Here is a 22,177-nt window from a genome sequence, read left to right on the forward strand (position 1 = left end):
CGGGTCACGCGCATGACACGTGCAAATCGCGATTAGTCCATTCGTGAGCCAAACCCCGTATCATGCTGAAGGCACCATGAACGGAAGAGGGGACGATCATGCCCAGACGGACTAACACGCACCAGCACACGCCCGGGCGCCTCATCGCGCCGGGCCGGGCGTTGGGCGTATTCCTTGCGGCCCTGGGGCTGATCGCGACGACGTCGTGCGGCCCGGCCCCCGAGCCGGAGTCGGTGTCCAATCCGGTCAAGCTCCTGCAGAGCGTGCGCGTGGGCATGTCCCCGGCCGCCGGGGTCGAGACGATCGAAGGCACCACCATCTCCGTGTCCGCGGCCGGCGACTCCTCCGCAGCGGACACGAAGTACGACGCCGCGCAGGCCGTGGGCGAACTGCCGGTGCGAGTGAGCCTGCAGTACCGGGCCGGCGAGAAGTCCGGCTCGGACCTCACCGAGCTTCAAGGCCACACCGGGCCGGTCGAGATCGACCTGACACTGGAGAACCTCACGGTCAAGCCGCGGGTCATCGAGTACGATGCCGCGGGCCAAACCCGCTCCGACACCGCCCTGGTGGGCGCCCCGCTGACTATCGCCGCCTCAACGAAGCTAACCGGGGTACGGGCCGACGACGTCACGGCCGGCTCTGCGGACGGCGGAACCGGCACCAACGGCGTCCTGAGCAGCACCGAGGACGGTGCCACCGTGGTGCAGTGGGCAACCGTGCTGGCCCCGCCGCGTTCCGGGGCGAGCACCACGCTGCGCCTCGTTGCCGATGTCAGGGACTTTCAGGTCCCTGCCTTCGACGTGGCGGTCCAGCCGGGCCTCAACACCGACCTCAGCGCGGACGGCGTGCTCGCCGGCGCGTTCTCCTCCGGCACGGGCTCCGAGATGGGGCTGCAACGCCGCACCATCTCGCTGGTCTCGGACGTCAACACCGTGTTAACCAAGGCCGGATCCACCATCACCGAGGTCCGGCGGAACCTGCAGGTGACCTCGCAGACCCTGGGCGCGAAGACCGCGGGCGAGCTGCGCGATAACTCCCAGGCCCTGGCCGCGACCATGGTGGACCTGAAGGAACAGTTGAAGACTCTCGGCGCCGACCTGGAGACCGCGACGAAGTCAACGCAGTCCACGACTGCGTCCCAGCTGAAGGTGACCGTCGCCGCCGTGGACGCGATGCTGGGCGACACTTCGGCCGTGCCCGCGACGGCTCCCATCAACGGTGACGGCTGCACCGCGGAGGTGCCCAAATCGGGGAAGGCGGCCACGGTCTACTCCAGCATCCAGACCATGGCCTCGCAGCTCGACGCCTACGCGAAGGTGAGCGCTGGCTGCCGGGATATCGTGGCGGGCGCCATCAAGGCCACCATGGGCCCCGAGGACCCTACCGCGGAGGAATGTGCGGAGCAGGGCTCGATGACATGCTCCCTCTACGGCTCTGCCGTGACCGTCACCGGTGCCTTGCTGGGCCTGGTGAAGAAGGGCGACGAGCTCGTGGCGGACCTGCAGCCGCAGATGGTCGAGGGCGCAATCAAGGATCAGGAGGCCGCCGCCGTCACCCTGGAGAAGGTGCGCGCCGATTTCGCTGCGGTCCTCGACGGCGCCGAGACCACCGAAGACTACAAGACTGCCCTCGCAAACGTGGATGAGGCGATCAAGTCCGCCCGGGCCTCCGTCGCCGCGACCCGGGACGCTGCCGCTGCGGTCCGCGCCAGCATCGACGGCCTGCGGCAAAAGCTGGGCGACATCAAGAAGACCGCACAGGACGCCCGGGGCGAGTTGGGTGACCGCTCGCTGCTGAACGGCTCGATGACGCAGCAAACCCAGCGGCTCGCCGACGAGCTGTGCAAGATGGCCGACGGCGGCTTGCCCCGCGATGGCCGATTGTCCGCCGAGCAAGCGGAGCGGCTGCGTTCCTACTTGACGTCCGCACCGTGCGAGCCCACGGATGAAAACGGAAACCCGGCACAGGACCTGCGCCCGCCGCTGGGGTTCAAGGACCCGCTGGACGATCGGCTGGAGTCCCAGGCGGCCGCCTGGGACGCGGTCCTGGCGGCCACCGACACCACCGCCCCGGACGAGGAGATCGGCCAGGCGTTCACCACATTGGCGACGACGATCGACGACATCGACGCCAAGCTGGACGAAATCAACAAAGCCACGAAGGCCCTCGACGGCGCCGCCACGGGAGACATCAACAGCAACAAGCGCGAACTTCTTGCCCTGGACGCCGCGCTCGGCGAGGCGATCGACTCCTCCGGCCGGGTCGGCTCGACGCTCGCGAAGCTCAAGGAGCAACAGGACGGGCTCGGCGACAAGATCAAGCAGTCCCTCCGCGATGTCTCGGCCGAGACCGCCGCCGAGGTCTACAAGACCGTGGACGAGCAAGTGCGCCAGGTTGCCGAGATCGGCGACGCGGGCTCCGAAGCTGTAACCACGGCGTTCAACCGGTCCATCTCCGGCTTGAAGTCCACGTCGGACGAGGTCGTGAACGACGCCGAGGGCACGGTGAACAAGCAGCGGGATGAACTGCTGGATCAGAGCGACGCACTGGCCGCGTCCCTGGACAAGAGCACCCAGTCCTCGCTCGCGAACATCGCCTCCAGCACTTCCGGCTCAACCCGCGACGTCGAGGGCGCCAGCGCCCTCCTGTCCTCAAGCCTGACCAAGGTGATGCTCGACCTGGGCGACCGCTCGGTGAACGGATCCGGCCTGCTTGGCTCCATGGCCACCAGCGCCGCCAAGGCCGACACCGCCGACTATCAGCTGGCACTGGCATCACAGAACGCTGAGGGCTATGCCAACATCCGCTCCAGGGACGTGGCGGGGCTGCTGCTGCGCCAGGCACAGTTCAAGGCCTCACTCACCGCGGTCGACGAACTGCCACCGTTCCACCTCGAGGTGCCGGCCGGCGCCACGTCGCAGACCCTGTACACACTGAAGATCGGCGGCGCCGCATGAGCTCCCACACCAGGCTCACGACCCTGATCGTCGCCGGCATCACTGTCGTCCTCGCGGCTGCGATCGCCCTGACGACCCTGGCGCTGAGCCGTCCCAAGGAGGCTTCGCGGCCCGATCCGGTAGCCGCGACGGTTCCCGTTGCGCTGAAAGCCGAGGGCCTGCCGAAGGACTTCTCCATCGGCGTCGTCCTCACGCTGGGCCAGTCCGGCGAGCCCGGCTCCGAGTACAACCGCGCAGCACAGGGCGCAATCGTCGCCGCACAGCGCTTCGCCCAGGGCGGCGCCGCCGTCGCCCTCTCGGCCCAAAACGACCGCGGCACGGAGGACGGCGCGCGCGCCGCCGTCCGCGCGCTCGCCGAGCAGGGGGCGTCGGGTGTCATCGTGGCGACCGCAGGGGCGCAGGCCCGGGCCGCGGCCAAGACCGCCGAGGAGCTCGGCCTCCCGGTGATTCTGCCCTATGCCGAACCGTCGGACCCCGCGCAGGCCACCTGGACCACGGGGCCATCGGGCGCATCCGTCGCGGCCGGGCTTCGCACCGCGCTGAACGGCAAGAACAGGGTGCTGCTCGTCGGGGACGGCGGCGAGGTCCCTGCCTCGGTCGGGATCTCCCAGACGCTGAACCTCGACAGCTTCGACGACGTGACGGGCCTGGCACAGGAGGCCGCCATCCAAACAGGCGCCCAGCTGCGCCCGCCTGCCGAAGACGCCCCCGCAGGCGCCGAGTCCACGAGGGTCGCCGAGCCCGCGGACGCCGTGGTCGTCTCGGCCGCCACCCCGCAGCGGCTGGCCCGGTTGGTTCAGGCCCTACAGTCCCGCGACGTGTCCGTCCCCGTCGTCATACCGGACGGCGCCACCGCCCCGGCCTTCGCCTCCACGCTCGCCGAACTCGACGGCGCCGCCTCCGGGCAGCTGGTCAGCGTTGCCCCGGCCGGCGGCGATGCCACGGCGCTCCAGAAGGACGCCCAAGGGCGGGGGATGTCCGCATTCCTGTCCGCCGTGCGCCTGGCGTCCGGCGACCCGAAGGTCCAGAACCTGACGGGCGATGCCCCGTTCTCCGCCGACGCATGGGCAGCGGACGCACGCAGCCACGACGCCGTCGTCGCCCTCGTCAGGGCGGCCGCGTCGGCTGGAAGCGGCGAGCCGTCCAAAGTCGGCCCGGCGTTGCGCGCCATGTCGTTTGGCCCTGGTGACGGCCTCGCCGGGCCGGAGCTGGATTTCTCGCGCTCCGCGGCGCTGACCGCGGAGGCAATCCCGGTCTACGCTTCCCCTCAGGACCTGGGCCTGCGCCCGCCGGACGAGGCCGCTCCGCGGCTCGTCTGGGTGCCGGCGCCGGCAAACCCCTGACCACCTGCCCCCGGCTCGCCCTTGAGCAGGCCGGGACCATCCACCACTGAAGGAGCGCCCCGGTGCGTGTGCTGATCGACCTGGACGAGCGTCGCTTTGAGTGCGACGTGGCTCACGCCGCGCCCGCCACGACGCTGACAGACCTCGTGGAGGCCGCCGGTGGCCCGCGCCTGGCACCGGATGAGGCCGTGTTCGTGAACGAGGCCGAGGTGCGTGGTTCCACCCCCGTCTCAGAACTGATCTTCCTGGAGGGCAGCCGCGTCTCGCGGGCGCCGTGGCAGATTCCGCAGCGCGTGCGCGGATGGAGCGTGACGCTCGCCGGCGGCCAGCGCACCGGCGGCGTGGTTGACGTTCCGCAAGGGCGAGAGATGCTCATCGGCCGGTCCCCTCACGCCGATCTGAGCCTTCCCACCGAAAGCGCGTCATGGGACCACTGCCGCCTGCGCCGGGAGGAGGACGGGCTGCGGGTGCTCGATGGCGGATCCACGAACGGCACTCTCGTCAATGGCGAGCCGGTGGGGGAGGACGGGGTCCTGGTCACCGAAACCGCCACGATCACGGCGGGCGGCACGGTGCTCCTCCTGCGCCGGTCCCTGGACGAGACGCCCGCCCCGGCACCCGGCAGCCTGCACAACCTCACACCGGCGGCGACAGCGCCCTTCAACCGGCCTCCCCGCCCCGGGCAGGCCCCGGCGGGCGAGCCCCTGGTCCCGCCGAGCCGCAAGGACGTGCCGCCAGCCAGCAAGTTCAGCTACATCACGGTGCTCGCGCCCCTCGTGATGGCGGCGGCGATGGTCTTGATCCTGCGGGATTTGCGCTTCGCGATGTTCGCCATGCTCAGTCCGGTCATGGCTGTGGGCATGTGGTTCGAACAAAAGCGCCGCTACGCCCGGGGCCTCAAGGAAGAGGACGAGCGTTTCGCCGGCGCGCTCCAGGGATTCGAGCAGCAGGTCCGCGCAGCCGCAGCGACGGAGACCGCACGACGCCATCGGATGATCCCCGATCCCGCGACCGTAGTCCGGCGCCCCGCACTCCCCGCCACGTCCTTGTGGCAGCGCCGCGCAGACGCCGACGACTTCCTGGCCCTGCACGCCGGCACCGGTGACGTCCCCTGGAAGCCCGAGGTGGACCGCACAGCCGGATCGCGGCTGGATGAGCAGGTGAAGGACTCCCTCGCGGCCGCGCGCCTGCAGGCCGCGCCCGTGCTCGTAGACCTGACCGACGCCGGCGTCGTGGGTATCGTCGGGCCCCGGGAGGGGACTCTGGCGCTCGCGCGATCGCTCCTGGCCCAGGCCGCGGTGCACGTCGGTCCAGCCGACCTGACCATCGGCGTCTTCTGCGACGCCGGGCGAGCTGACGAGTGGGAGTGGGCCTCGTGGCTGCCGCACACGCGCCAGGCCGGCAGCAGCACGGGCGAGCGGTGGATGTCCGCGCACCGCGAGACGAGCCTGGCCATGCTGCGCACGCTCAAGGACACGGTGCAGGAGCTGCCTACACCAGCGATGCTGGTGGTCTTGGACTCCGAGGTGCTCACGGAGGGTAGGGATGCGCCGGCACGCGCGCTGCTCGGCACGGGCCGCTCCGTACCCGGGGTCCATGTGAACCCGCAGCAGCGCCCTTCACGGGTGGCGGGCATCGTCATCGCGACCTCGGAGGAGCAGTTGCCGGCCACCTGCACCACCATCATCAGGGTCGGGGCAGACGCCGCGGCCACTGTGGACCAGCCGGAGGACCTGACCCGTGTGGAGGACGTCATCCTGGCGGGCCTGGACCAAGAGGAGGCCCTGCGTTGCGCGATGCGGGTGGCGCACTTCGATGATCCGGAGCTGAGCGTGCCCGGGGCCTCGCTGCCCCCGCTCGTGCGGCTGCCCGGACTCCTCGGCTACGACCGCCCGGACTCGACCACGATCCGTCGCCTGTGGCAGGCTCCCACGGGCGTGTCCACGCCGATCGGCACAGGGGAGAACGGCACCCTGACCCTGGACCTGGTCAAGGACGGCCCGCACGGCCTGGTGGGCGGCACCACCGGCTCCGGCAAATCCGAGTTCCTCCGCTCGCTCGTGGCCGGGCTCGCAGCACGCAACGATCCGACCCGCCTGAACTTTATCCTCGTCGACTTCAAAGGCGGAGCCGCCTTCAAGGCATGCGAACGCCTTCCGCACACCATCGGCACAATCTCCAATCTGGACGAGCAGCTCGCCGACCGGGCTCTCCGCGCCCTGGAGGCGGAGATGGAACGCCGCCAGCGGGTCTTCGCCGAGGCCGGCGAGGGCATCGACAACCTGAACGCCTATCTGGCCACGAACCCGGCCGAGCCCATGCCCCGGCTGCTGCTCGTGATCGACGAGTTCGCCATGCTGGCCAAGGACTTCCCGGACGTGCTCAAGGCGCTCGTCAGCGTGGGTGCAGTGGGCCGCACCCTGGGTGTGCACATGATCCTCGCGACGCAGCGCCCCGCGGGCGTCGTCAGCGACGACATCCTCGCGAACACCAACCTTCGGGTGGCCCTGCGCGTGCAGAGCCGCGACGACTCCAACAACGTCATCGGTGTGCCCGCCGCCTCGGCGATCGGCCGGGCCCAGATGGGCCGCGCATTTGTGAAACTGGGCCAGGACGACATCACGCCCGTGCAGACAGCCCTCGTGACCGGACGGGCGCAGCTCGGCGGCGGCCCCGCCGTGGACGTGCGGGAGATCCGCCAGTTCGGCGTCCCCGTGCCCGCGGCGGCGCCGCCACGGTCCGCGGCCGTGGACGACCTCGAACTCCTCATCGACGCCGTTGTCGAAGCCAACGCCGAGGCAGGGTACGCCCAGCCGCGGCAGGTCTGGCCGGAGGCCCTGGGCGAGCGCGTGGAGCTGGAGGGGTATCTTCCCCAGCCGGACGGCGGCCGTCCCGCCGCAGCGTCAGACTCTTCCAACGACACCGCACCCCGGCTGCTGCCGATGGTGGGCGCCGTCCGAGGTTCCACCGTCCAGGTAGCCATCGTGGACGAGCCGGAGCTGCAGCGCCAGTCCGCGGCGGGATGGGACATGTCCGTGGGCAACCTGATGCTCATGGGCGTGGCCGGCTCCGGCACGAGCACCACACTGGCCTCGATCGCGCTGACACTGGCGAAGGACGCCGATCCGGCCGAGCTGGACCTGATGATCCTCGACATGGGCTCCCGTGAGCTCGAAGCCCTGGAACGCCTGCCGCACACCGTGGCGTATGTGGGAACCGGGGCCGGCGCCAAGGAGCAGCAGGCCCGCTTCCTGCGGCACCTGCACACCGAGCTCGAGAGCCGCCGCGCCGCCCCTGGCAGGCACCGCCGCGCCGTCGTGCTCTTGGACGGCCTGGCCTCGCTGCGGGACGAGTTCCAGGACTTCGAAGGGCAGCAGCTGCTGGCTCTGCTTTATCGGGCATACGCGGACGGCCCGGCGCTGGGACTGTCCTTCGCGGTCTCCACCACACGCGCCAAGGCGGTGCCCTCGGCCATGAACGAGGTGACGCTGCAGAAGTGGCTCTTCCGGCTGGCGGACGCCTACGACTACTCCTCGCTCGGTGTCCGGGGCAAGGAAATCCCCGCTGCGCTTCCTGGGCGCTGCGTGGATCCGCGCACGTCGCTCCAGATGCATGTCGCCACCCCCGGCATCGGGATCGAGGCCGCGGTGGATCGCGTGCGGCAAAGCTGGGCGCAGGCGCCCGCGAAGACCCCGGCAATCAGGCGCCTGCCCTCCAGCGTCACGATGCAGGAGCTAGGCGTGGAACCCCGGCTGGAGGCCGAACCTTGGCTCATCCCGGTGGGAATACAGGAGGCGGACCTCTCACCTGCGTTCCTGGAGATCTACGAGGGCGAGCACGCGCTCGTCGCCGGACCCGCCCGTTCGGGCAAGTCCACGCTGTTGCTGGCCCTGGCCGCAGCCCTGCGCGGCGCGGCCACCTCCCGCGGGCCGGCTCAGGTGTGGGGCATCTGCGATCGCCGCTCGCCCCTGGCCCTCGCCGATCTGGATCGCATGGCCGTCGGCACGGATGATGTGCCGGCCCTCCTCGCCTCCCTGCGCCTCGAGCGCGGCCCGGTGTTCCTGCTGATCGACGACGCAGAGCGCTTCGAGGACGCCGATCAATCCATCGCGGGGGCCGTGACCTCCGGGCAGCCGGGGTTGTGCGTCATCGCGGCCGGACGGGCCGGGGATCTCCGCGGGCTATACAGTCACTGGACCAAGACGCTCCGCAAATCCCGCCTGGGCGTGCTGCTGCAACCGGATGTGGATTACGACGGCGAACTGCTGGGCGCCGCACTCCCGCGCAGGGCGCCCGTGGCGCTGACTGCCGGGCGTGGATACATCGGCGTCGGCGGGCAATTGGCACTGATCCAGTCGATGAGCGCTGAGGGCTGAGCCCGGCTACGAGCGCCTACGAGGAACGAGTGGACGGCGGGGGGCCTTGAGGAATCAAATCGATAGCGTTGGAGAGTACGGTATGCAATTCGCACAGACGGGGCAGGCTCTGGGAGCGTCCTACCGCTTCGGCGAACGGGTGGGCTCCGGCGCCGTCGGCGAGGTCTGGACCGTCACCTCGGTCGACGGCCGGACGTTTGCCGCCAAAGTCCTGCGCCCGGAGCACGCCGACGATCCCTCCCTCGTGGAGCGGTTTGTCCGCGAGCGATCCGTCCTGCTTGGCCTGCAGGACTCGCACATCGTCACCGTGCGCGACATGGTGGTGGAGGGCGCGCGGTTGGCCATCGTCATGGACTACGTCGCGGGCGGCTCGCTGCGTGACGCGGTGAAGGAGGCCGGCCCGCTGCGTCCCCTGGACGCGTTCAACGTCGTCGCCGAAGTGTTCGACGCACTGGCTTTCGCGCACTCGCGAGGCGTGACGCATCGCGACATTAAGCCGGACAATGTGCTCCTCGCCCGCCCCTGGCCCGAGTGTGGCGCGGGCGACGTACGGGTCTCCGACTTCGGCATCTCCGACGTCGTGGGCGAGAAGATTCGCCAGACGACCGGTCTCATCGGCACCCCGCACTACATGCCTCCCGAGCTCATCAGCCAGGGCCGGTCCGGCCCTCCGGGCGATGTGTACTCAACGGGCGTCCTGCTCTACGAGCTCCTCGCCGGACGCACTCCTTTCGCCGGGCCGGGGACGGACTTCAGCGTCGCGTATCGTCACGTTTCCTCGCGTCCGCCACGGATCCCCGTTGACGACGAGGTATGGAACGTACTCGACCGGTTGCTGTCCAAAGACCCCGCCCAACGCCCGACGGCGAGTGAGGCCGCGGCGACGCTCCGGCGTCTCGCACCCCGCCTTGCCGGCAGCAGCCCGATCACGCGAACCGAGGCGCCGGAGGACTTCGACGCCGTCGAACGCTCGGCCACCGTCGTCCGGGGCGCCTTCACGGACGAGGACCTCACGGCCTTCGCGTCTGGCTCGCCAGTTGACCACGCCGGGAAGGCTCCCGAGCTCGGGGAGGCGGACAGCGCCACCATCGCCCGTCCAATCCCGCGTCGGGAAGTGCGGCCCCGGGCCGAGGCCCGGCTGGAGGAACAGGTCTCCACCCCGTTCTGGCGCACCCGCAAAGCGCTGCTGCTCGCCGGTGGCGCGGCCCTGCTCGTCGTCGCGATGGTCGTGGGGTTCGTTGTCCTCGCCCCTTCAGGTCAGCAACTGCCGCCCACCGCGGAAGGCGGCCAGATGTCCAAGCAACTGCAGGACGCGGCGCTTCCGACCGGCCTGACAATCTCGCGGGAGGCCTCCTATGAGCCGTCCTCCGGTCAGATCCGCTTGACTGTGTCGTACGCGGCGCAGAAGGCGCCGTTATCCGGTGAATTCCTTGAGGTGATCCCGGGCCTGGCCGATGGGGAAGCGTGCCCGGCGGTCACGTGGGACGGGGCTTCGGTGAGCAGGAATCAGGCCTCGATCACCGGCCTTGATGTCGAATGTGGCTGGAAGGTCTCGGGGTTGGAGGTCCCGGCGGGAGGGGCAGTCCAGGTCACCGCCAAGGTGTCAGTGTCGCCCGCGGACCAGCAGGCCCTCGATGCCTGGCTGCGGGCCGGGTCCGAGGCGACGACGGCCGCGACGCAGGACCCTGCCGTCAAGGGCACGGCCTATCCCGTCCAGCGCCTGAAGGGCGTGGAGGTGCGTACCCCGGCGCGCGTCGTGACTCCCAGCCCGCTGAAGATCACCTTGGTGCCAGTGTGGGCCGGCGGCGCCGACGAGCTGAACCCGCTCTATGTCAGTCCCGCGTCGGGCAAGCCCTCGCAGATGCTCGCCGCGGTGAGCGGCGGCGAGAAGGGGGTACGGTTCTCCGACGGCTGCGGCGGGGCGCTCGCAGTGGACAGCGCGGGACTCACCGTGACGGCCCTGCAGATCACGCCCCAGTGCACCGTGCGCGCCAGCGTCGGGAACTTCACCGAACTGCAGTCTCCGAGCTTCGGAATCACGTCCCGGGAGAACTCGTAAGACCGAGGGCTCGTAGGGCTGAGGGATCGTAGGACTAAGGGCCCCGGGGGTTGCCCCCGGGCCATTACTCTGACGTGGATGTGCGCGCCGCACGGCCCGCCGAGCCGCACGGCCGCCAGGCCGTCCGGGCCGCTGTCACGCGAGCCGCACGGCCCACCCGGCCACCCGGGCCGCTGTCGCCCGAGCCGCACGGCCGCCGGGCCGCTGTCGCCCGAGCCGCACGACTCGCCCGATCGTCGGGGCCGTTGCCGTCCGAGCCGCACGGCCCACCCGGCCACCCGGGCCGCTGTCACGCGGCGACCACGGGATCTGTGGGACGGAAGTATCTGTTCCGGCGGGGTGTCTGGGCGGGGTCGAGGTGGGGTGGTGGGATGAACCAGGGGATGCCGGTCCGCATCTGGATGTTCCAGTGTTCCTTGTGGATCACGTGGTGGTGATGGGAGCAGAGCAGGGTTCCGTTCCCGGTTCCGGTGGTTCCGCCGCGGGACCAGTAGGTGATGTGGTGGGCCTCGCACCAGGGTGCGGGAATGGTGCATTGCGGGAAGGCGCAGCCGCGGTCCCGGGCGGTGATGGCCTTGCGGATGTGCGGCGGGAAGACCCGGGAGGCGCGGCCGATGTCCAGGACCTGGCCCTTCCCGCCGAGGAGGACGGGGATGATGTCGGCGTCGCAGGCGATTTTGCGGATGGTGCCGGCGGTGACGGGGCCGGTGAACAGCAGCGAGCCGGTCTGCTGCGGCGCCCCTGTGCTGTGCGGGGAGCGGGGTCCGAGGCGCGGGGCGCCTGCTGTGGCGCCGGAGGAGTCCTGGAGCCGGGTGAGCAGGTCGCGGTAGTCGATGGTGGCCATGACCTGGGGCCGGAGCCCGCCGGCCGCGGGCAGCCCGCCGGTTGCCAGTGCCGCCTTGCAGGCGCCGACCAGCCCGTCGAGCAGCCGTTGCGGCCGGGAGCGGAGGTCCAGGGACGGCAGCGAGGGGTCCTCTTCCGCGGTGGCGGGCTCACCAGCCGGGCCGGGCTGGTCCGCCGGGCCGGTGCCGGCCCGGACGGCCCCGGGAGTGCCAACGCCGGCAGCACTCGTGCCGCAGGCGGCGTCAGTGCCAGCAGGGCTGTTCCCGGCGGCTTCACCGGCCGCCGCCCCGTCCTCGCCCGCCTCGCCCGGTCCGGCCTGTGCCGTGTGGCCGGAGGCGGTGCCCTCGCCGGTGCGGGGGTTGGTGGCGGTGTTCATCACGGTGATCAGGTGTTCGAACTGGTCCGCGGTGGCGAAGATTTCCAGGTGCTGCAGGCCGTGGCGGGGTTTGCGGAGGAAGGCGCCCTGGAGCTGGCGGAGCAGTTCCTCGGAGGGTTCGGCGCCGTCCTGGTCCAGCGCCTCGGCCCAGCTGCGGCTGACCCGGGCAAGGAAGTCGGCGTCGTTCTCGGCCGCGGTGCGGGTCAGGGCGTGCTCCATCGCCGCCGCGGCCTCGGGGAGGCAGCCGTGCCGGACCCGGTCCAGGGCGAGCGTGATGACTGTCGCGGCCCGGGACGCGACCTCGCCGGCCGCGACGGCGGCTCCGAGCTCCGGGTGCACGGCCGGCATGGGCCCGCCGGAGAGTCCTTGCCGGGGCAGCAGCGTGTCGGCGAGGCAGAGCCGGCGCTTGGCCTCCGCGGCGCCGATCCGCAGCCGCGCCCGCAGGAACTCCACCGTGTTCCGGTACCCGTCATCCAGCACCGATCCCGGCACCGCCGGCACGGACACGCCGGCAGACGCCGCGGTACCGGACCCGCAGGCAGGCTCTAAGGCGCCGGTTGCGCCGGCAGGCCCCGCGGCCAAGGAGGTTCCGGCCGCTCCGGTCTGCCATCCGCCGCCGCTCTCGCGCCAGCCCGTGGTCCACGCCGTGACCGACCCCGCCGCAACCCCGGAGGCCGCGGCGGCGGACTGCTTCCTGGTCCGGTCCACGGCGGCGGCCGCGACGAGCTGCAGATACTCCACCGTGCGGGAGAGTTCCTCCACGCTGCCGGCGAAGTCCGCCGCGGCCCGAAATCCCCACGAGCCCGCCTCCTCCACCGCCGTCGAACTCACCGCCCGCAGCGCGGCCACGGCGGCGTCCATACCGGATTGCCGGACCGTAGCTGCACCCCGGTCCGTGCCCTGCGCCTCGTCCCCGCAAGGGCTGAAATCCCTGATGAAATCCCTGACGGCTTCCATGAAACGAGTCTATTTGCGACCGCCGACAATATTAGGAGGGCACCGTGTTTAGGAGGGCACCGTGCGTCATCACTTTGAGATCGCGGCGCCACCTGCCCGCGGATCGACGGGCGATCAGGCAGGTTTCACGTCGTGCTGGGCAGGACCCGTGGCCGGCCAAACTGCGTGTGAACTCCGGGCGAGAAAAGCACGGATTCGGGTCGACCGGTCACTTCGATTCCCGCGGCGCGCACGAGTTGGTCCTCAAGACCGTCCAACTGTGCGCGGTACAGCGGCCATGGACTGTGCGTGTTGGGAACATAGATGGTCCTGCCCCTGAACCGTGAATGCAGACCGAACCGGGCCGTGAGGTGGATCGACAGCGCGTCGGTGGCTGCGGCGTCGGGGTCCGGGACAACGGAGAAGTCGCTCCGGGCGCCTCCCCGGAAACGCCGGACGGAATACCCAACCGACGCCGGCCCCACAAACCCATCGGCGCCCACGTAGCTCGACCGCGACCACACATAGGGAATCCCGGCCGCCCGCGCGGCCAGGACCACCGCCAAACGTGAAGCATCCAGGCTGCGGAAAACTACACCACGGGTGCCGTCCGGCTCGCGGGAGTAGAGGCGCACATTGATCTCGTTGAAGCTTCCGAAATAGGGGATGCCAGGGCCGCGGCCGACTCCGGCACCCTGCATGCGGAAGCCGATTAACCCCACCCAGGCGGAGCCATCGAACACATCGGGCGCGACGCCCGGTGGCATGAACCGCGCCGCCACTGCCGCAGGAATGCGCCAGTGCAGGAAGACGGCTTCCAGCCACCGCTGGTCCATGATGATTGGCGCCGGAAGCTCGGGTGCAGCCGGCCAAGGATCAACGCCCAATCGGATCAGCCTCCTTCGGTCGGCAGGGTACGAGTCGGTCAGCAGGGTACGAGTCGGTCGGCAGGGTACGAGTCGGTCGGCAGGGTACGAGTCGGTCGTCATCATGAGAATCGAACGCACGGTGAGAGTCAGCTGGCATCGGCTGAAGGTTCGCGGACGCAGGTCAGTTCAGTGCCCGGGTGCCTTCCGGAAGGGCTCCGCCGGCCAGCAGCGCCGCCGTCGCATCGGCCAGGGCTGTCAGCGCCACGCGCTGGGTCCACGGGCCGTAGGAAATGCGCGCCACGCCAAGGTCCTGCAATTTGGCCGGGGCCAGGGATCCGGGCACATTGATGACCGAGACCTTGTTCCACCCAATTCCTTCCACCAACGCGGTGACAGTCGGCTCGTCCAGCAGGCCCGGCACGAACACCGTGGTCGCGCCGACGTCGAGGAAGGCCCGGCCGCGCTCAATGGCGTCGGCAAGCACCGCGGCAGGGTCCCGGTCCTTGCCCTTCAAGAAGGCGTCGGTGCGGGCGTTGAGGACGAAGTCGATGCCCTCGGCCTCGGCGGCGCGGATGACAGCGCTCATCTGTTCAACGGCATCGGCGAGCGGGCGCATCTGGTCTTCGATGTTTGCCCCGACGGCGCCGGCGCCAATGGCCTTGCGTACCGTTTCGCCGGGATTGCCGTAGCCCGCTTCGAGGTCAGCGCTGACGGGCAGCGACGTGGCGGCGGCAATCACCCCGACGGCGGCGATCATTTCGTCCAGCGGGATGTTCTCACCGTCTTCGTAGCCGCGGGACGCAGCGATGGAGTGGCTGGCCGTGGCCAACGCTTTGGTCCCCGGAACATCGGCAACCACTTTCGCGGTGATGGCGTCCCAGACGTTGATGACTTGAAGAATTTCCGGTGCGTGATGGAGACGGAGCAGTTCGGTGGCTTTGGGGGCAAGAGAACGCGCGTTGTCTGTCATGCCCCGAGCCTAACTGGAGCCGCCGACACTCGAAAGGGTTCAGCTGGCCGCCGGCGCGGCAGCGGAACCCTCGCGCTGACTCTGCCAGGGCCAGCGTCCGGAGATTTCCAATTCGAGTGAGAAACTCAGGAACGTCCGAATCAGCACGATAATGGCCAGCACGCCGACGCTCTCGAAGGTTGGTGTGATGGCGACAGACCTGATGATGTCGGCCGCAACCAGCAGCTCCAGCCCGAGGAGGATGGAGCGTCCCAGCAGTTGCCGGTACGAGCGGTAGAAGGACAGCGGTGCGGAACCCGCCGGCAGGCGCCTGGGCTGGAATCCGCGCAGCGCCATAGGAACGGACACTAGGGCGCCGAGCACCATGACGGCCACCCCGGCGAAGTCCATGAGGCTGCCGGCCGTCTCAATGATGTGCTGAATTTCCATGGTTCTCCTCAGAGAAATAGACGGCGACGTTCACAACGAAACTTTATGGGTGCCGGGCGCCTACCCCGGCGAGAACAGCGCGGTAGCCTTCTCGAAAACTCGGGTACTGAAACTCGAAACCGGGTGCTGCGGAGCAGCCCGTTACTGGCCCGCTTATTGCCACCCCGGGAGGGTTCGCCGCCCGCCGCTTTGCCGCCCGACGCCGCAGCGCCGCCCGCCGCTTTGCCGCCCGACGCCGCAGCGCCGCCCGCCGCTTTGCCGCCCGACACCGAAGCGCCGCCCGCCGCTTTGCCGCCCGACGCCGAAGCGCCGTCCGCAGCTGCACCGGCTGCACCAGCCGCAACCGCACCAGCGGACTCCGACGGCGGCCGGGGGAGACCCAGCTCCGTGGCCAGGAAATCCAGCACGTCGCCGAGTTCGGCCGGTTCATTGTCCACGCCCAAATAGACCGGCGCCGGAACCGTGTCCATGGTGCACAAATGGACGATCGCGGCTGCGGCGTCGTCGCGGTGGATCCGGTTGGTGAAACGCGACGCGGCAGGAATGACGGCGGTTCCACTGCGCACCTGGTCGATCAGTCGCGTCCGGCCGGGGCCGTAGATTCCGCCGAGCCGCAGCACTACGGGGGTGATGCCGGTGCCGCGCAGGCGGCTGTGGAGGAGTTCCTCTGCTTCGCGGATGATGCGGCCCGAGAACCCGCCGGGTTCCGGCGTCGTGCGTTCATCAATCCAGCCGCCGCCGGCGTCGCCGTAGACGGCTGTCGAGGACACAAACAGGACCCGGCGGACGCTTGCCCCTGAGGCGAGGACCGCGTCCAGGACGTTCGACAGCCCGTCCACGTAGGCGGCACGGTAAGCCTCTTCGGTCGGGGAATCCGCGGCAATCGCGACGACGACGGCGGTGGTGTCCGCCGGGATGGGCGGCAGCTCGGCGGAGCCCAGGTCAGCGGCGACCCCCTCGATGGCGGCCGGGAGTTTCTCCGGCGAGCGGCGCCACCCCATCACGCGGTGGCCGGCCGCCGCGAAACGCAGCCCGGCCTCGGTGCCTAGATCGCCGCAACCGGCCAGCAGAACAGTCATGAAGCCAGTCTGCCAGCCTTCGGGAAGCGCCACGGACAGGCTTGAGGAAATCTTGAAGTGATCTTGTCGCCCGCTGCAGCCTTGCCTTGAAGGTGTCCGGGCATCGTTGTAAGGGTCAGCCAGGGGGCTGGCGGATGCTACATACGTTGCCCGGCCAGCCACGGCCGGCCCCACGAAACGGAACTCTGATGGGTCTCAACCTCAATTCCACCTCCAGCAAGGTTCTTGCTTCCGCAGCACTCCTCGCCGCAGCCGCCGGCGTGGCCGGGATGGGTACCTACGGTGGCTTCACCGCCAGCACGTCAGCTTCCGCAGCGGTCAATTCCGCCACTGTGAACCTGGCCGGTGGCACCAACGACCGGCTCAACGTGGCTGCCACAGGAACCATTCCGGGCGACTCGATGCAGCGCGCTGTCACCCTGGTCAACAATGGCGACCAGAACCTGACGGGGCTTACCCTCACCACCACCGCCACGACGTCGTCCATCCTGGACACCGACGCCACGAACGGCCTGCAGCTGCTGATTGAGAGCTGTCCGGTGGCGTGGACGGAAGCCGGGGCGTCCCCGTCCTTCACCTACACGTGCTCGGCTGGCGCTCCCACCACTGTCCTGTCCCTTCGCCGGGTGGTCGGGGTCTATGCGCTGCCGAATACGCTGAAGTCCCTGACTGCTGGCAGCACCGACTTCCTTCGCGTCACCATGTCTGTTCCGGCCTCGGCGGACAACACCTTCCAGGGCAAGAACAGCTCCATCAAGTTCAGTTTCGATGCCACCTTCCGCCAGGCGGGCGCCAAGTAGGCCATGCTCGGGGGCTCAGTGCGGCCTGGTCTCGGCCGTACTGAGCCCCCGGTTTTACCCTTACCAGCAACGCCGACAGGAGGTACCGTCCCGTGAGCGCAGCAATCACCGCAGATTCGAGGGACTCCGCCGACCTCCCGTCAGCAGACGGCCCCGTGCAGGGCGGTCCGGTCCAGGACCATTCCGTTTCCAGCCGCGGACGACGTCGAGCCCAACCGGTTCCGCCGGCCCGCGGGCGCCTGTTGTCCAAGGCGGTTGGTGCCGCCGGGAGTGCCTTGCTCACAGTCCTTCTCGTCGCCGCTGCCCTGGTATTCCTCTTCCTCGCCGTCGGGCCGCGTTTCCTGAACTACCAGACGTCCACCATGCTCACGGGGAGCATGTCGCCGGGGATCAACCCGGGGGACGTCGTCGTCAGCGTGAGGACGCCGGTCTCCGATCTGAAGGTCGGCGACGTCATCACCTACAGCATCCCTATTGGCGATCACCGGATTGAAACCCACCGGGTGGCGAGCATCAAGCGGGACAACGCCGGTGCGACGTCGGTGACGACCAAGGGTGACGCCAACCCCGGGCCCGACCCGTGGACTGCGGTGTTGTCTGAGGACTACGTCTACACGCAGGCCGGAGTCGTGCCATATCTGGGCCACGGCATCAGGGCGTTGCGTGAGCCGCTTGCCCAGTCGGTACTCCTCTACGGCGCCTCTGCCCTGTTCGTCGTCGTCGTACTGACGGCGATCTGGCGGAAGCCTCGCTAACCGGCGGAGGCGTGATCCTGAATTCCGCGCAGGTCGGCGGGATTGCCCGCTGCTGCCACCGGCGCCATGCGGTAGCCAACTCCGCGCACGGTGCGGATGAACCGCGGTTCGCGGCCTTTGTCGCCAAGCTTCTTGCGCAGGTTGCCGACGTGCACCTCCACGAGGTGCTCCTCCCGGGGCCATTCGTTGCCCCAGACCTGGGTCAACAGGGCCTTCCGGGTCCACACCCGACGCGGTGCCCCGGCCAAGGCCTCCAGGAGATCAAATTCGGTGCGCGTCAATTCCAGTTCGACACCATGAAGGGACGCCACCCGTCCTTCTGCCTCGACAACCAGCGGGCCGTGCCGGAGGACGCCGTTGGCATCTGAGTGCCGGAAGCCGGAACCTGTGGCTGCGGACGCTGCGGACGCTGCGGGCGCGGCGGCGCCGGCCGGAAAGGACACCGGGGGCACGGCGCCGCCGTCGCTCGCACGACGGCGGGGAGGCGCCCCAGGAACGCCGGGCGCCCCCGGCGTACCGGACGCTGTGTCGCCGTGCGCCGAGTCGCCGGGCGCGGCCGGTGTGAAAGCGGCCGGCATGAAATCCGTTGCGCGGCGCCGCGGCGTGGGGCGTTGCGCGGTTGGCCGGTGGCGCCGCATCACTGCCGTCACACGGGCCTGGACTGAGCGCGGGCTGAACGGCTTGCGAATGAAATCATCTGCTCCGATCTCCAGTCCCATCACCTCGTCGATCTCGTCCGACCGGGCCGTGATCATGACGACGTAGGCGTCGGAGAATTTGCGCAGCCGGCGGCACACCTCCACGCCGTCCAAATCTGGAAGGTCCAGCTCCAGCGTGACAAGGTCCGGGCGGTGTTCCTGGATCTTCAGGAGGCCTTCGGCTCCGGAACCGGCCTCAAAAACAGCGAAGCCCTGCAACTGAAGTGTCCGGCAGATGAGGAGTCGAACGTCGTCGTCGCCATCTACAACCACAGCGCGGAGCTGACTCTGTGAATCCAACATAACCCCAGCTTCTAAGACCAAGAGACCCGTGAGTAGCAACCACCCCATGCGTCACGGGGTGTGACACAAGCCACATGCGTAACACTGGAGGTCAGGCTAACAGGTTTTCTTGAGCAAAAGTTGAAGTTTAACCCGGCCCGGTGTTGAAGCTCGGCTGTCAGAGTTGAAGCAACGATTAACTGCCCGGAGAGAAAGTGCCACCAGTGAACCTCGCCAAGCACTCTGCGGCGGCCCCGCGGGTCTCGTCCGGGTGGTTGGCTCATCGGTCCGGGCTGCTGGCCGCCCCTCTGGCGGTGGCCCTGTTGCTGGGGGCTCCCGGGCTGGCCTCCGCGGCGTTCACGGCCCGAACCACCGCCGCCCTGAACGTGGGCACCTACACGGTCCCGGCCCCGGCATCCATCAACGGCACGCTGGAATGCACCACCATCCAAGGGAAGAAGGGTGCAGCCATCAGTTTCACGGGTTTCGCCGCCGTGGCCCGGGCCACGGCATATACGGCGACGTTGACGTCTCCCACCGGGCCCCAGGCAGTGAGCGAGATCGCCCCCGAGGACACCACGCATGAGGTCAAGGTTCTCAGCAAGGGCAACGGCAAGGGAACCTACACGTTCACTTTCTCCGCCCGGGTAGGCCCTTGGACCGGGCCGGAACTGCAACAATCTGTCACCTGCTGAACCGCGTGCCGGCGAACGACGTGCCGGCGCACTCCACCGGCCTCCGCCGGAGCCATCGCGGCGGTCGCAGCGAACGAAGCGAACTAAGCGAACGACGCCGGGACCCGCCCGGCGTCGTTCGCTGCTGCCTTTTGGCTACCTCGCCGGGATTGGGAAGAAGGCCCGCGGGTCCTGCATCAGTGCAGGGTAATCGAAGGCGGAGCGGTCCACGATCTCGTCGACCTGGAAGTTGCGCGCGAACTGGCCATCAACCGTGATCGGGCGGCCCAGGACCTTGCCGACGGCGAAGGCGGCGCCGTCGTTGACCGGGATGGCAACCACGGAGTTGCCGGGCAGGGTGGTGAACGCCTCTTCCTGCTGCTGGCGCTTGCGGGTGGGCTTCTTGACGAGCTGCTTCGGGGGCAGCTTGCGCACCTTGCCGGGACGGCGGGAGCCCGAGTCGGCGTAGACGAACTGGTAGTCGTCGTCCGCGGGGGCCTTGCTGCGGCCAACCGGCGGCAGGCTGACGGTCTTCAGCTGTGCGGGCTCGGTGTCGCCCAGGGGCAGGCGCAGGACCCACATGCGGTCCCCGGCGGGATCCTCGGGCACCAACTCGTGCTTCGGTTCGGGCCAGATGTACTCCAGGTCCGGGTCCGTTCCCGGAAAGACCTCTGTATAGAACCGCGGATCCTTGGCGATCAACCGGGACCGGTGACTGAGGTGGAAATCCTCATTGCCCAGCCATGGCGGCATCGGGATCTTGGCGGCGTAGTCGGGGTGGGCCGCCTGCGGGGCGAACTCCATGATCTTCTCGCGCGTGGTGTCCTCGCCGCCGCGGGCCGTCCATTCATCCACCATGGCCAGGCCGTACATTGTCAGCGCAGGAACATACCCCATCCACATCCGGATCGCCGGGTGCGACTGCCAGCCGTACTCCGGGATCACCAGCGCACGCAGGATCTGCAGCGCTTCGACGCGCTGCTTGCCGAGCCGCACACGGTCCAAAACCGCGGCGCTCTGCTGGAAATCGGGGAAGGGGAGGAAAGTCTGCATCTTTCCAGTTTGAGGCCACGGGTCAAATGCGCCAATTGCTGGCGCGGGCCGGTGAGCGTGCTCACATGACGGAACAGGGCAGACAGGGGTGCGGGAGAGCCGCTAAAATAACATGAACCACTCCCGCCGCCACGGAAGACACGCCCATGCCTAATTCTGCAGAATCATCGCTTACGGAGCCCATCACAGCACTGCCCTTTACCGCAGCGCCACGAACAGCAAGCGTTGCACCGGCGCCGTTCGTGCCCAAGTACGGACAAATGCTCAGCCCCGACGCCCACGGAATAGTGGTGCTGGAGGAATTCACGCTGGATCCGGTCGCCGCACGCGACGAGCAGCGCGGGTTCCGAGCGGCCATGGCTGCCGTGGCCCTGACCATGCGGCGCCTGGTGGCCCTCCGCCTCTTCATCGCCGCCGTAGCGATCGCCAACCTGCCCCTGTTCCTGCTCTCGAGTGGCTGGGAGATCTACGTAATCTCACTGACCCTGGTGGTAGCCGTCCACGCCGCGGTGTCCTGGCTGAACCGTCACGAGCCAAAGATCAAGCAGCGCAGGATGCTGGAATTGCACCTGCACCGCGAGCGCAGCGCCAACTACCGCAAAGTCCGCGACGCCGTGAAGTACGTCATTGACGCCCCGGCTCGGATGAACGAAAGCCTTTACCTTGAGCTCCTCGCCGCCAAGCGGGTAGCGCTGCACCTGGCCATGGGCACAGTTGCCCTGCTGGACACGAGCGACGACGCCGCCTGGAAGGTGCGGATTATCCGCGAAATCCCACAGGCCGCCTGAGCCCGCAGGGCTCAACGCACGGCTCAACCCACGGCTAACTGAAGCACCACGACGCCGGAGCGTCCCCTTGCGGGATCGCTCCGGCGTCGTGCTGTGTGGCTTGCTGTACGCCACGTGCCGTAAACGCCTTATGCGGGCAGTTGCAGCACTTGGCCCGGGAACACCAGATGGGGGTTGCTGATGGTCGCTGTGTTGGCGTCGGCCAGCGCGTGCCAGCCCCCGGCGATGTTGAGCTTCGCGGCGATCGTGCTCAGGGTTTCGCCGCTCCGGATGGTGTAGGTCTGGCCACTTACGGATACCGGTGCTGCGTGCCGGGGTGCAGGCACGGCTGCCTTGGGGGCGTATCTGGCGGGAGCCTTGGCTGCGACGGGAATCGCGGCGGGCCGCTGTGCTGTGGCCGCGCTCTGCGGGGCCGCGGCGCCGCCGCGCAGGCCGAGCTTGGCGGCGCATGCTGGCCACGCGCCCCAGCCCTGGCTGGCCTGCACTCTCTCGGCGACGGCGATCTGCTGCGCACGGCTTGCATTGGCCGGGGACCCCGTGCCGCCATGGGCCGCCCAGGTGCTGGCGCTGAATTGCAGCCCGCCCGCGTATCCGTTTCCTGTGTTGGTGGCCCAATTCCCGCCACTTTCGCATTGGGCCAGTGAATCCCACGTGGAGGCAGGGGCTGTGGTTGGTACGGCCGCGTTAGCGGCCGAGGCGGACAGTGCGACGGCGGCAATCGAAACAGCCACCAGGGAGATGCCGCGGCGCGCGGCAGTGCCATAGGTTGATTTCTTCATGGTTTAGATGCTCCTGAGGCCCACCAGCGCTCGGTCCGTCCCCGGACGTTTTTACGCCACTGCCCGCCCCTGACAATAGAGGTCATAGCGGTGTCTACCGGTCGGGCAGTA

15 protein-coding genes and 1 pseudogene are annotated in these 22,177 nt (G+C 69.1%); 8 read left to right on the forward strand and 8 right to left on the reverse strand.

Features of this window, described 5'->3' with window-relative positions; all coding sequences use genetic code 11:
• The first annotated feature begins 98 nt into the window (after nt 1-98).
• The 4 genes from ABH915_RS05405 (at nt 99) to ABH915_RS05420 (ending at nt 10,735) form a co-directional block, all read left to right on the forward strand.
• On the forward strand, nt 99-2,957 hold the full coding sequence (locus ABH915_RS05405; protein ID WP_370118609.1) for a hypothetical protein: 2,859 nt from the start codon (nt 99-101) through the stop codon (nt 2,955-2,957).
• Nucleotides 2,954-4,300, forward strand: a complete 1,347-nt coding sequence (locus ABH915_RS05410) for a hypothetical protein (RefSeq protein ID WP_370118612.1) — start codon at nt 2,954-2,956, stop codon at nt 4,298-4,300. The genes ABH915_RS05405 and ABH915_RS05410 overlap by 4 nt, the downstream gene beginning before the upstream one ends.
• Before the next feature lie 62 nt (nt 4,301-4,362).
• On the forward strand, nt 4,363-8,676 hold the full coding sequence (locus ABH915_RS05415; RefSeq protein ID WP_370118615.1) for an FtsK/SpoIIIE domain-containing protein: 4,314 nt from the start codon (nt 4,363-4,365) through the stop codon (nt 8,674-8,676).
• Between the two features lie 82 nt (nt 8,677-8,758).
• A complete protein-coding gene (locus tag ABH915_RS05420) occupies nt 8,759-10,735 on the forward strand; it encodes a serine/threonine-protein kinase (protein ID WP_370118618.1) in 1,977 nt (658 codons plus the stop codon).
• Nucleotides 10,736-11,024: 289 nt separating this feature from the next.
• On the opposite strand, the gene ABH915_RS05425 is transcribed toward ABH915_RS05420, so the two are convergent.
• The 5 genes and pseudogenes from ABH915_RS05425 to ABH915_RS05445 form a co-directional block, all read right to left on the reverse strand.
• A complete protein-coding gene (locus ABH915_RS05425; RefSeq protein ID WP_370118621.1) occupies nt 11,025-12,911 on the reverse strand; it encodes a DUF222 domain-containing protein in 1,887 nt (628 codons plus the stop codon).
• Nucleotides 12,912-13,036: 125 nt separating this feature from the next.
• On the reverse strand, nt 13,037-13,726 hold the full coding sequence (locus ABH915_RS05430) for a YqjF family protein (protein ID WP_370124945.1): 690 nt from the start codon (nt 13,724-13,726) through the stop codon (nt 13,037-13,039).
• A 214-nt stretch (nt 13,727-13,940) separates the two neighbouring features.
• A complete protein-coding gene (locus ABH915_RS05435; RefSeq protein WP_370118624.1) occupies nt 13,941-14,729 on the reverse strand; it encodes an isocitrate lyase/phosphoenolpyruvate mutase family protein in 789 nt (262 codons plus the stop codon).
• Nucleotides 14,730-14,768: 39 nt separating this feature from the next.
• Entirely contained in the window at nt 14,769-15,158 is a 390-nt protein-coding gene (locus ABH915_RS05440) for a DUF1622 domain-containing protein (RefSeq protein ID WP_018773872.1), read from the reverse strand.
• Nucleotides 15,159-15,201: 43 nt separating this feature from the next.
• Nucleotides 15,202-16,237 (reverse strand): annotated as a pseudogene (locus tag ABH915_RS05445) (SDR family oxidoreductase).
• A 188-nt stretch (nt 16,238-16,425) separates the two neighbouring features.
• On the opposite strand from ABH915_RS05445, the gene ABH915_RS05450 reads away from it, so the two are divergent.
• Nucleotides 16,426-17,037: a TasA family protein gene (locus ABH915_RS05450; RefSeq protein ID WP_018773874.1), complete on the forward strand. Its 612-nt coding sequence runs from the start codon at nt 16,426-16,428 to the stop codon at nt 17,035-17,037.
• Between the two features lie 92 nt (nt 17,038-17,129).
• The gene (locus tag ABH915_RS05455) at nt 17,130-17,792 is read left to right on the forward strand and encodes a signal peptidase I (protein WP_370118628.1); all 663 of its coding nucleotides are present in this window, start codon (nt 17,130-17,132) and stop codon (nt 17,790-17,792) included.
• Here the strand turns inward: ABH915_RS05455 and ABH915_RS05460 are convergent.
• Nucleotides 17,789-18,793, reverse strand: coding sequence for a response regulator transcription factor (locus ABH915_RS05460; protein ID WP_370118631.1), 1,005 nt, complete (start codon nt 18,791-18,793; stop codon nt 17,789-17,791). The two genes, ABH915_RS05455 and ABH915_RS05460, sit on opposite strands and share 4 nt — an antisense overlap.
• A 194-nt stretch (nt 18,794-18,987) precedes the next feature.
• On the opposite strand from ABH915_RS05460, the gene ABH915_RS05465 reads away from it, so the two are divergent.
• The gene (locus tag ABH915_RS05465; protein ID WP_370118634.1) at nt 18,988-19,467 is read left to right on the forward strand and encodes a hypothetical protein; all 480 of its coding nucleotides are present in this window, start codon (nt 18,988-18,990) and stop codon (nt 19,465-19,467) included.
• Between the two features lie 135 nt (nt 19,468-19,602).
• Here the strand turns inward: ABH915_RS05465 and ABH915_RS05470 are convergent, their stop codons facing one another.
• Entirely contained in the window at nt 19,603-20,499 is an 897-nt protein-coding gene (locus tag ABH915_RS05470; RefSeq protein ID WP_026538533.1) for an MSMEG_6728 family protein, read from the reverse strand.
• A 260-nt stretch (nt 20,500-20,759) separates the two neighbouring features.
• Between ABH915_RS05470 and ABH915_RS05475 the strand changes: the two genes are divergently transcribed.
• Complete coding sequence (locus ABH915_RS05475; protein ID WP_018773880.1) at nt 20,760-21,287, forward strand: hypothetical protein; 528 nt, start codon at nt 20,760-20,762, stop codon at nt 21,285-21,287.
• A 128-nt stretch (nt 21,288-21,415) separates the two neighbouring features.
• Here ABH915_RS05475 and ABH915_RS05480 read toward each other — a convergent pair whose 3' ends face one another.
• Nucleotides 21,416-22,066 carry a transglycosylase family protein gene (locus tag ABH915_RS05480; protein WP_370118637.1) on the reverse strand — a complete coding sequence of 217 codons (651 nt, stop codon included), beginning with the start codon at nt 22,064-22,066 and terminating at the stop codon, nt 21,416-21,418.
• Nucleotides 22,067-22,177: the final 111 nt, after the last annotated feature.

Source organism: Arthrobacter sp. MW3 TE3886, assembly GCF_041262145.1.
Classification (GTDB): domain Bacteria; phylum Actinomycetota; class Actinomycetes; order Actinomycetales; family Micrococcaceae; genus Arthrobacter.

Excerpts from the sequence above, each read along its gene's own strand:
- ABH915_RS05405 (WP_370118609.1), top strand. The coding sequence starts at position 99 with ATGCCCAGACGGACTAACACGCACCAGCACACGCCCGGGCGCCTCATC.
- ABH915_RS05410 (WP_370118612.1), top strand. The coding sequence starts at position 2,954 with ATGAGCTCCCACACCAGGCTCACGACCCTGATCGTCGCCGGCATCACT.
- ABH915_RS05420 (WP_370118618.1), top strand. The coding sequence starts at position 8,759 with ATGCAATTCGCACAGACGGGGCAGGCTCTGGGAGCGTCCTACCGCTTC.
- ABH915_RS05425 (WP_370118621.1), bottom strand. The coding sequence starts at position 12,911 with ATGGAAGCCGTCAGGGATTTCATCAGGGATTTCAGCCCTTGCGGGGAC.
- ABH915_RS05430 (WP_370124945.1), bottom strand. The coding sequence starts at position 13,726 with ATGGACCAGCGGTGGCTGGAAGCCGTCTTCCTGCACTGGCGCATTCCT.
- ABH915_RS05435 (WP_370118624.1), bottom strand. The coding sequence starts at position 14,729 with ATGACAGACAACGCGCGTTCTCTTGCCCCCAAAGCCACCGAACTGCTC.
- ABH915_RS05440 (WP_018773872.1), bottom strand. The coding sequence starts at position 15,158 with ATGGAAATTCAGCACATCATTGAGACGGCCGGCAGCCTCATGGACTTC.
- ABH915_RS05450 (WP_018773874.1), top strand. The coding sequence starts at position 16,426 with ATGGGTCTCAACCTCAATTCCACCTCCAGCAAGGTTCTTGCTTCCGCA.
- ABH915_RS05460 (WP_370118631.1), bottom strand. The coding sequence starts at position 18,793 with ATGTTGGATTCACAGAGTCAGCTCCGCGCTGTGGTTGTAGATGGCGAC.
- ABH915_RS05470 (WP_026538533.1), bottom strand. The coding sequence starts at position 20,499 with ATGCAGACTTTCCTCCCCTTCCCCGATTTCCAGCAGAGCGCCGCGGTT.
- ABH915_RS05475 (WP_018773880.1), top strand. The coding sequence starts at position 20,760 with ATGCTCAGCCCCGACGCCCACGGAATAGTGGTGCTGGAGGAATTCACG.
- ABH915_RS05480 (WP_370118637.1), bottom strand. The coding sequence starts at position 22,066 with ATGAAGAAATCAACCTATGGCACTGCCGCGCGCCGCGGCATCTCCCTG.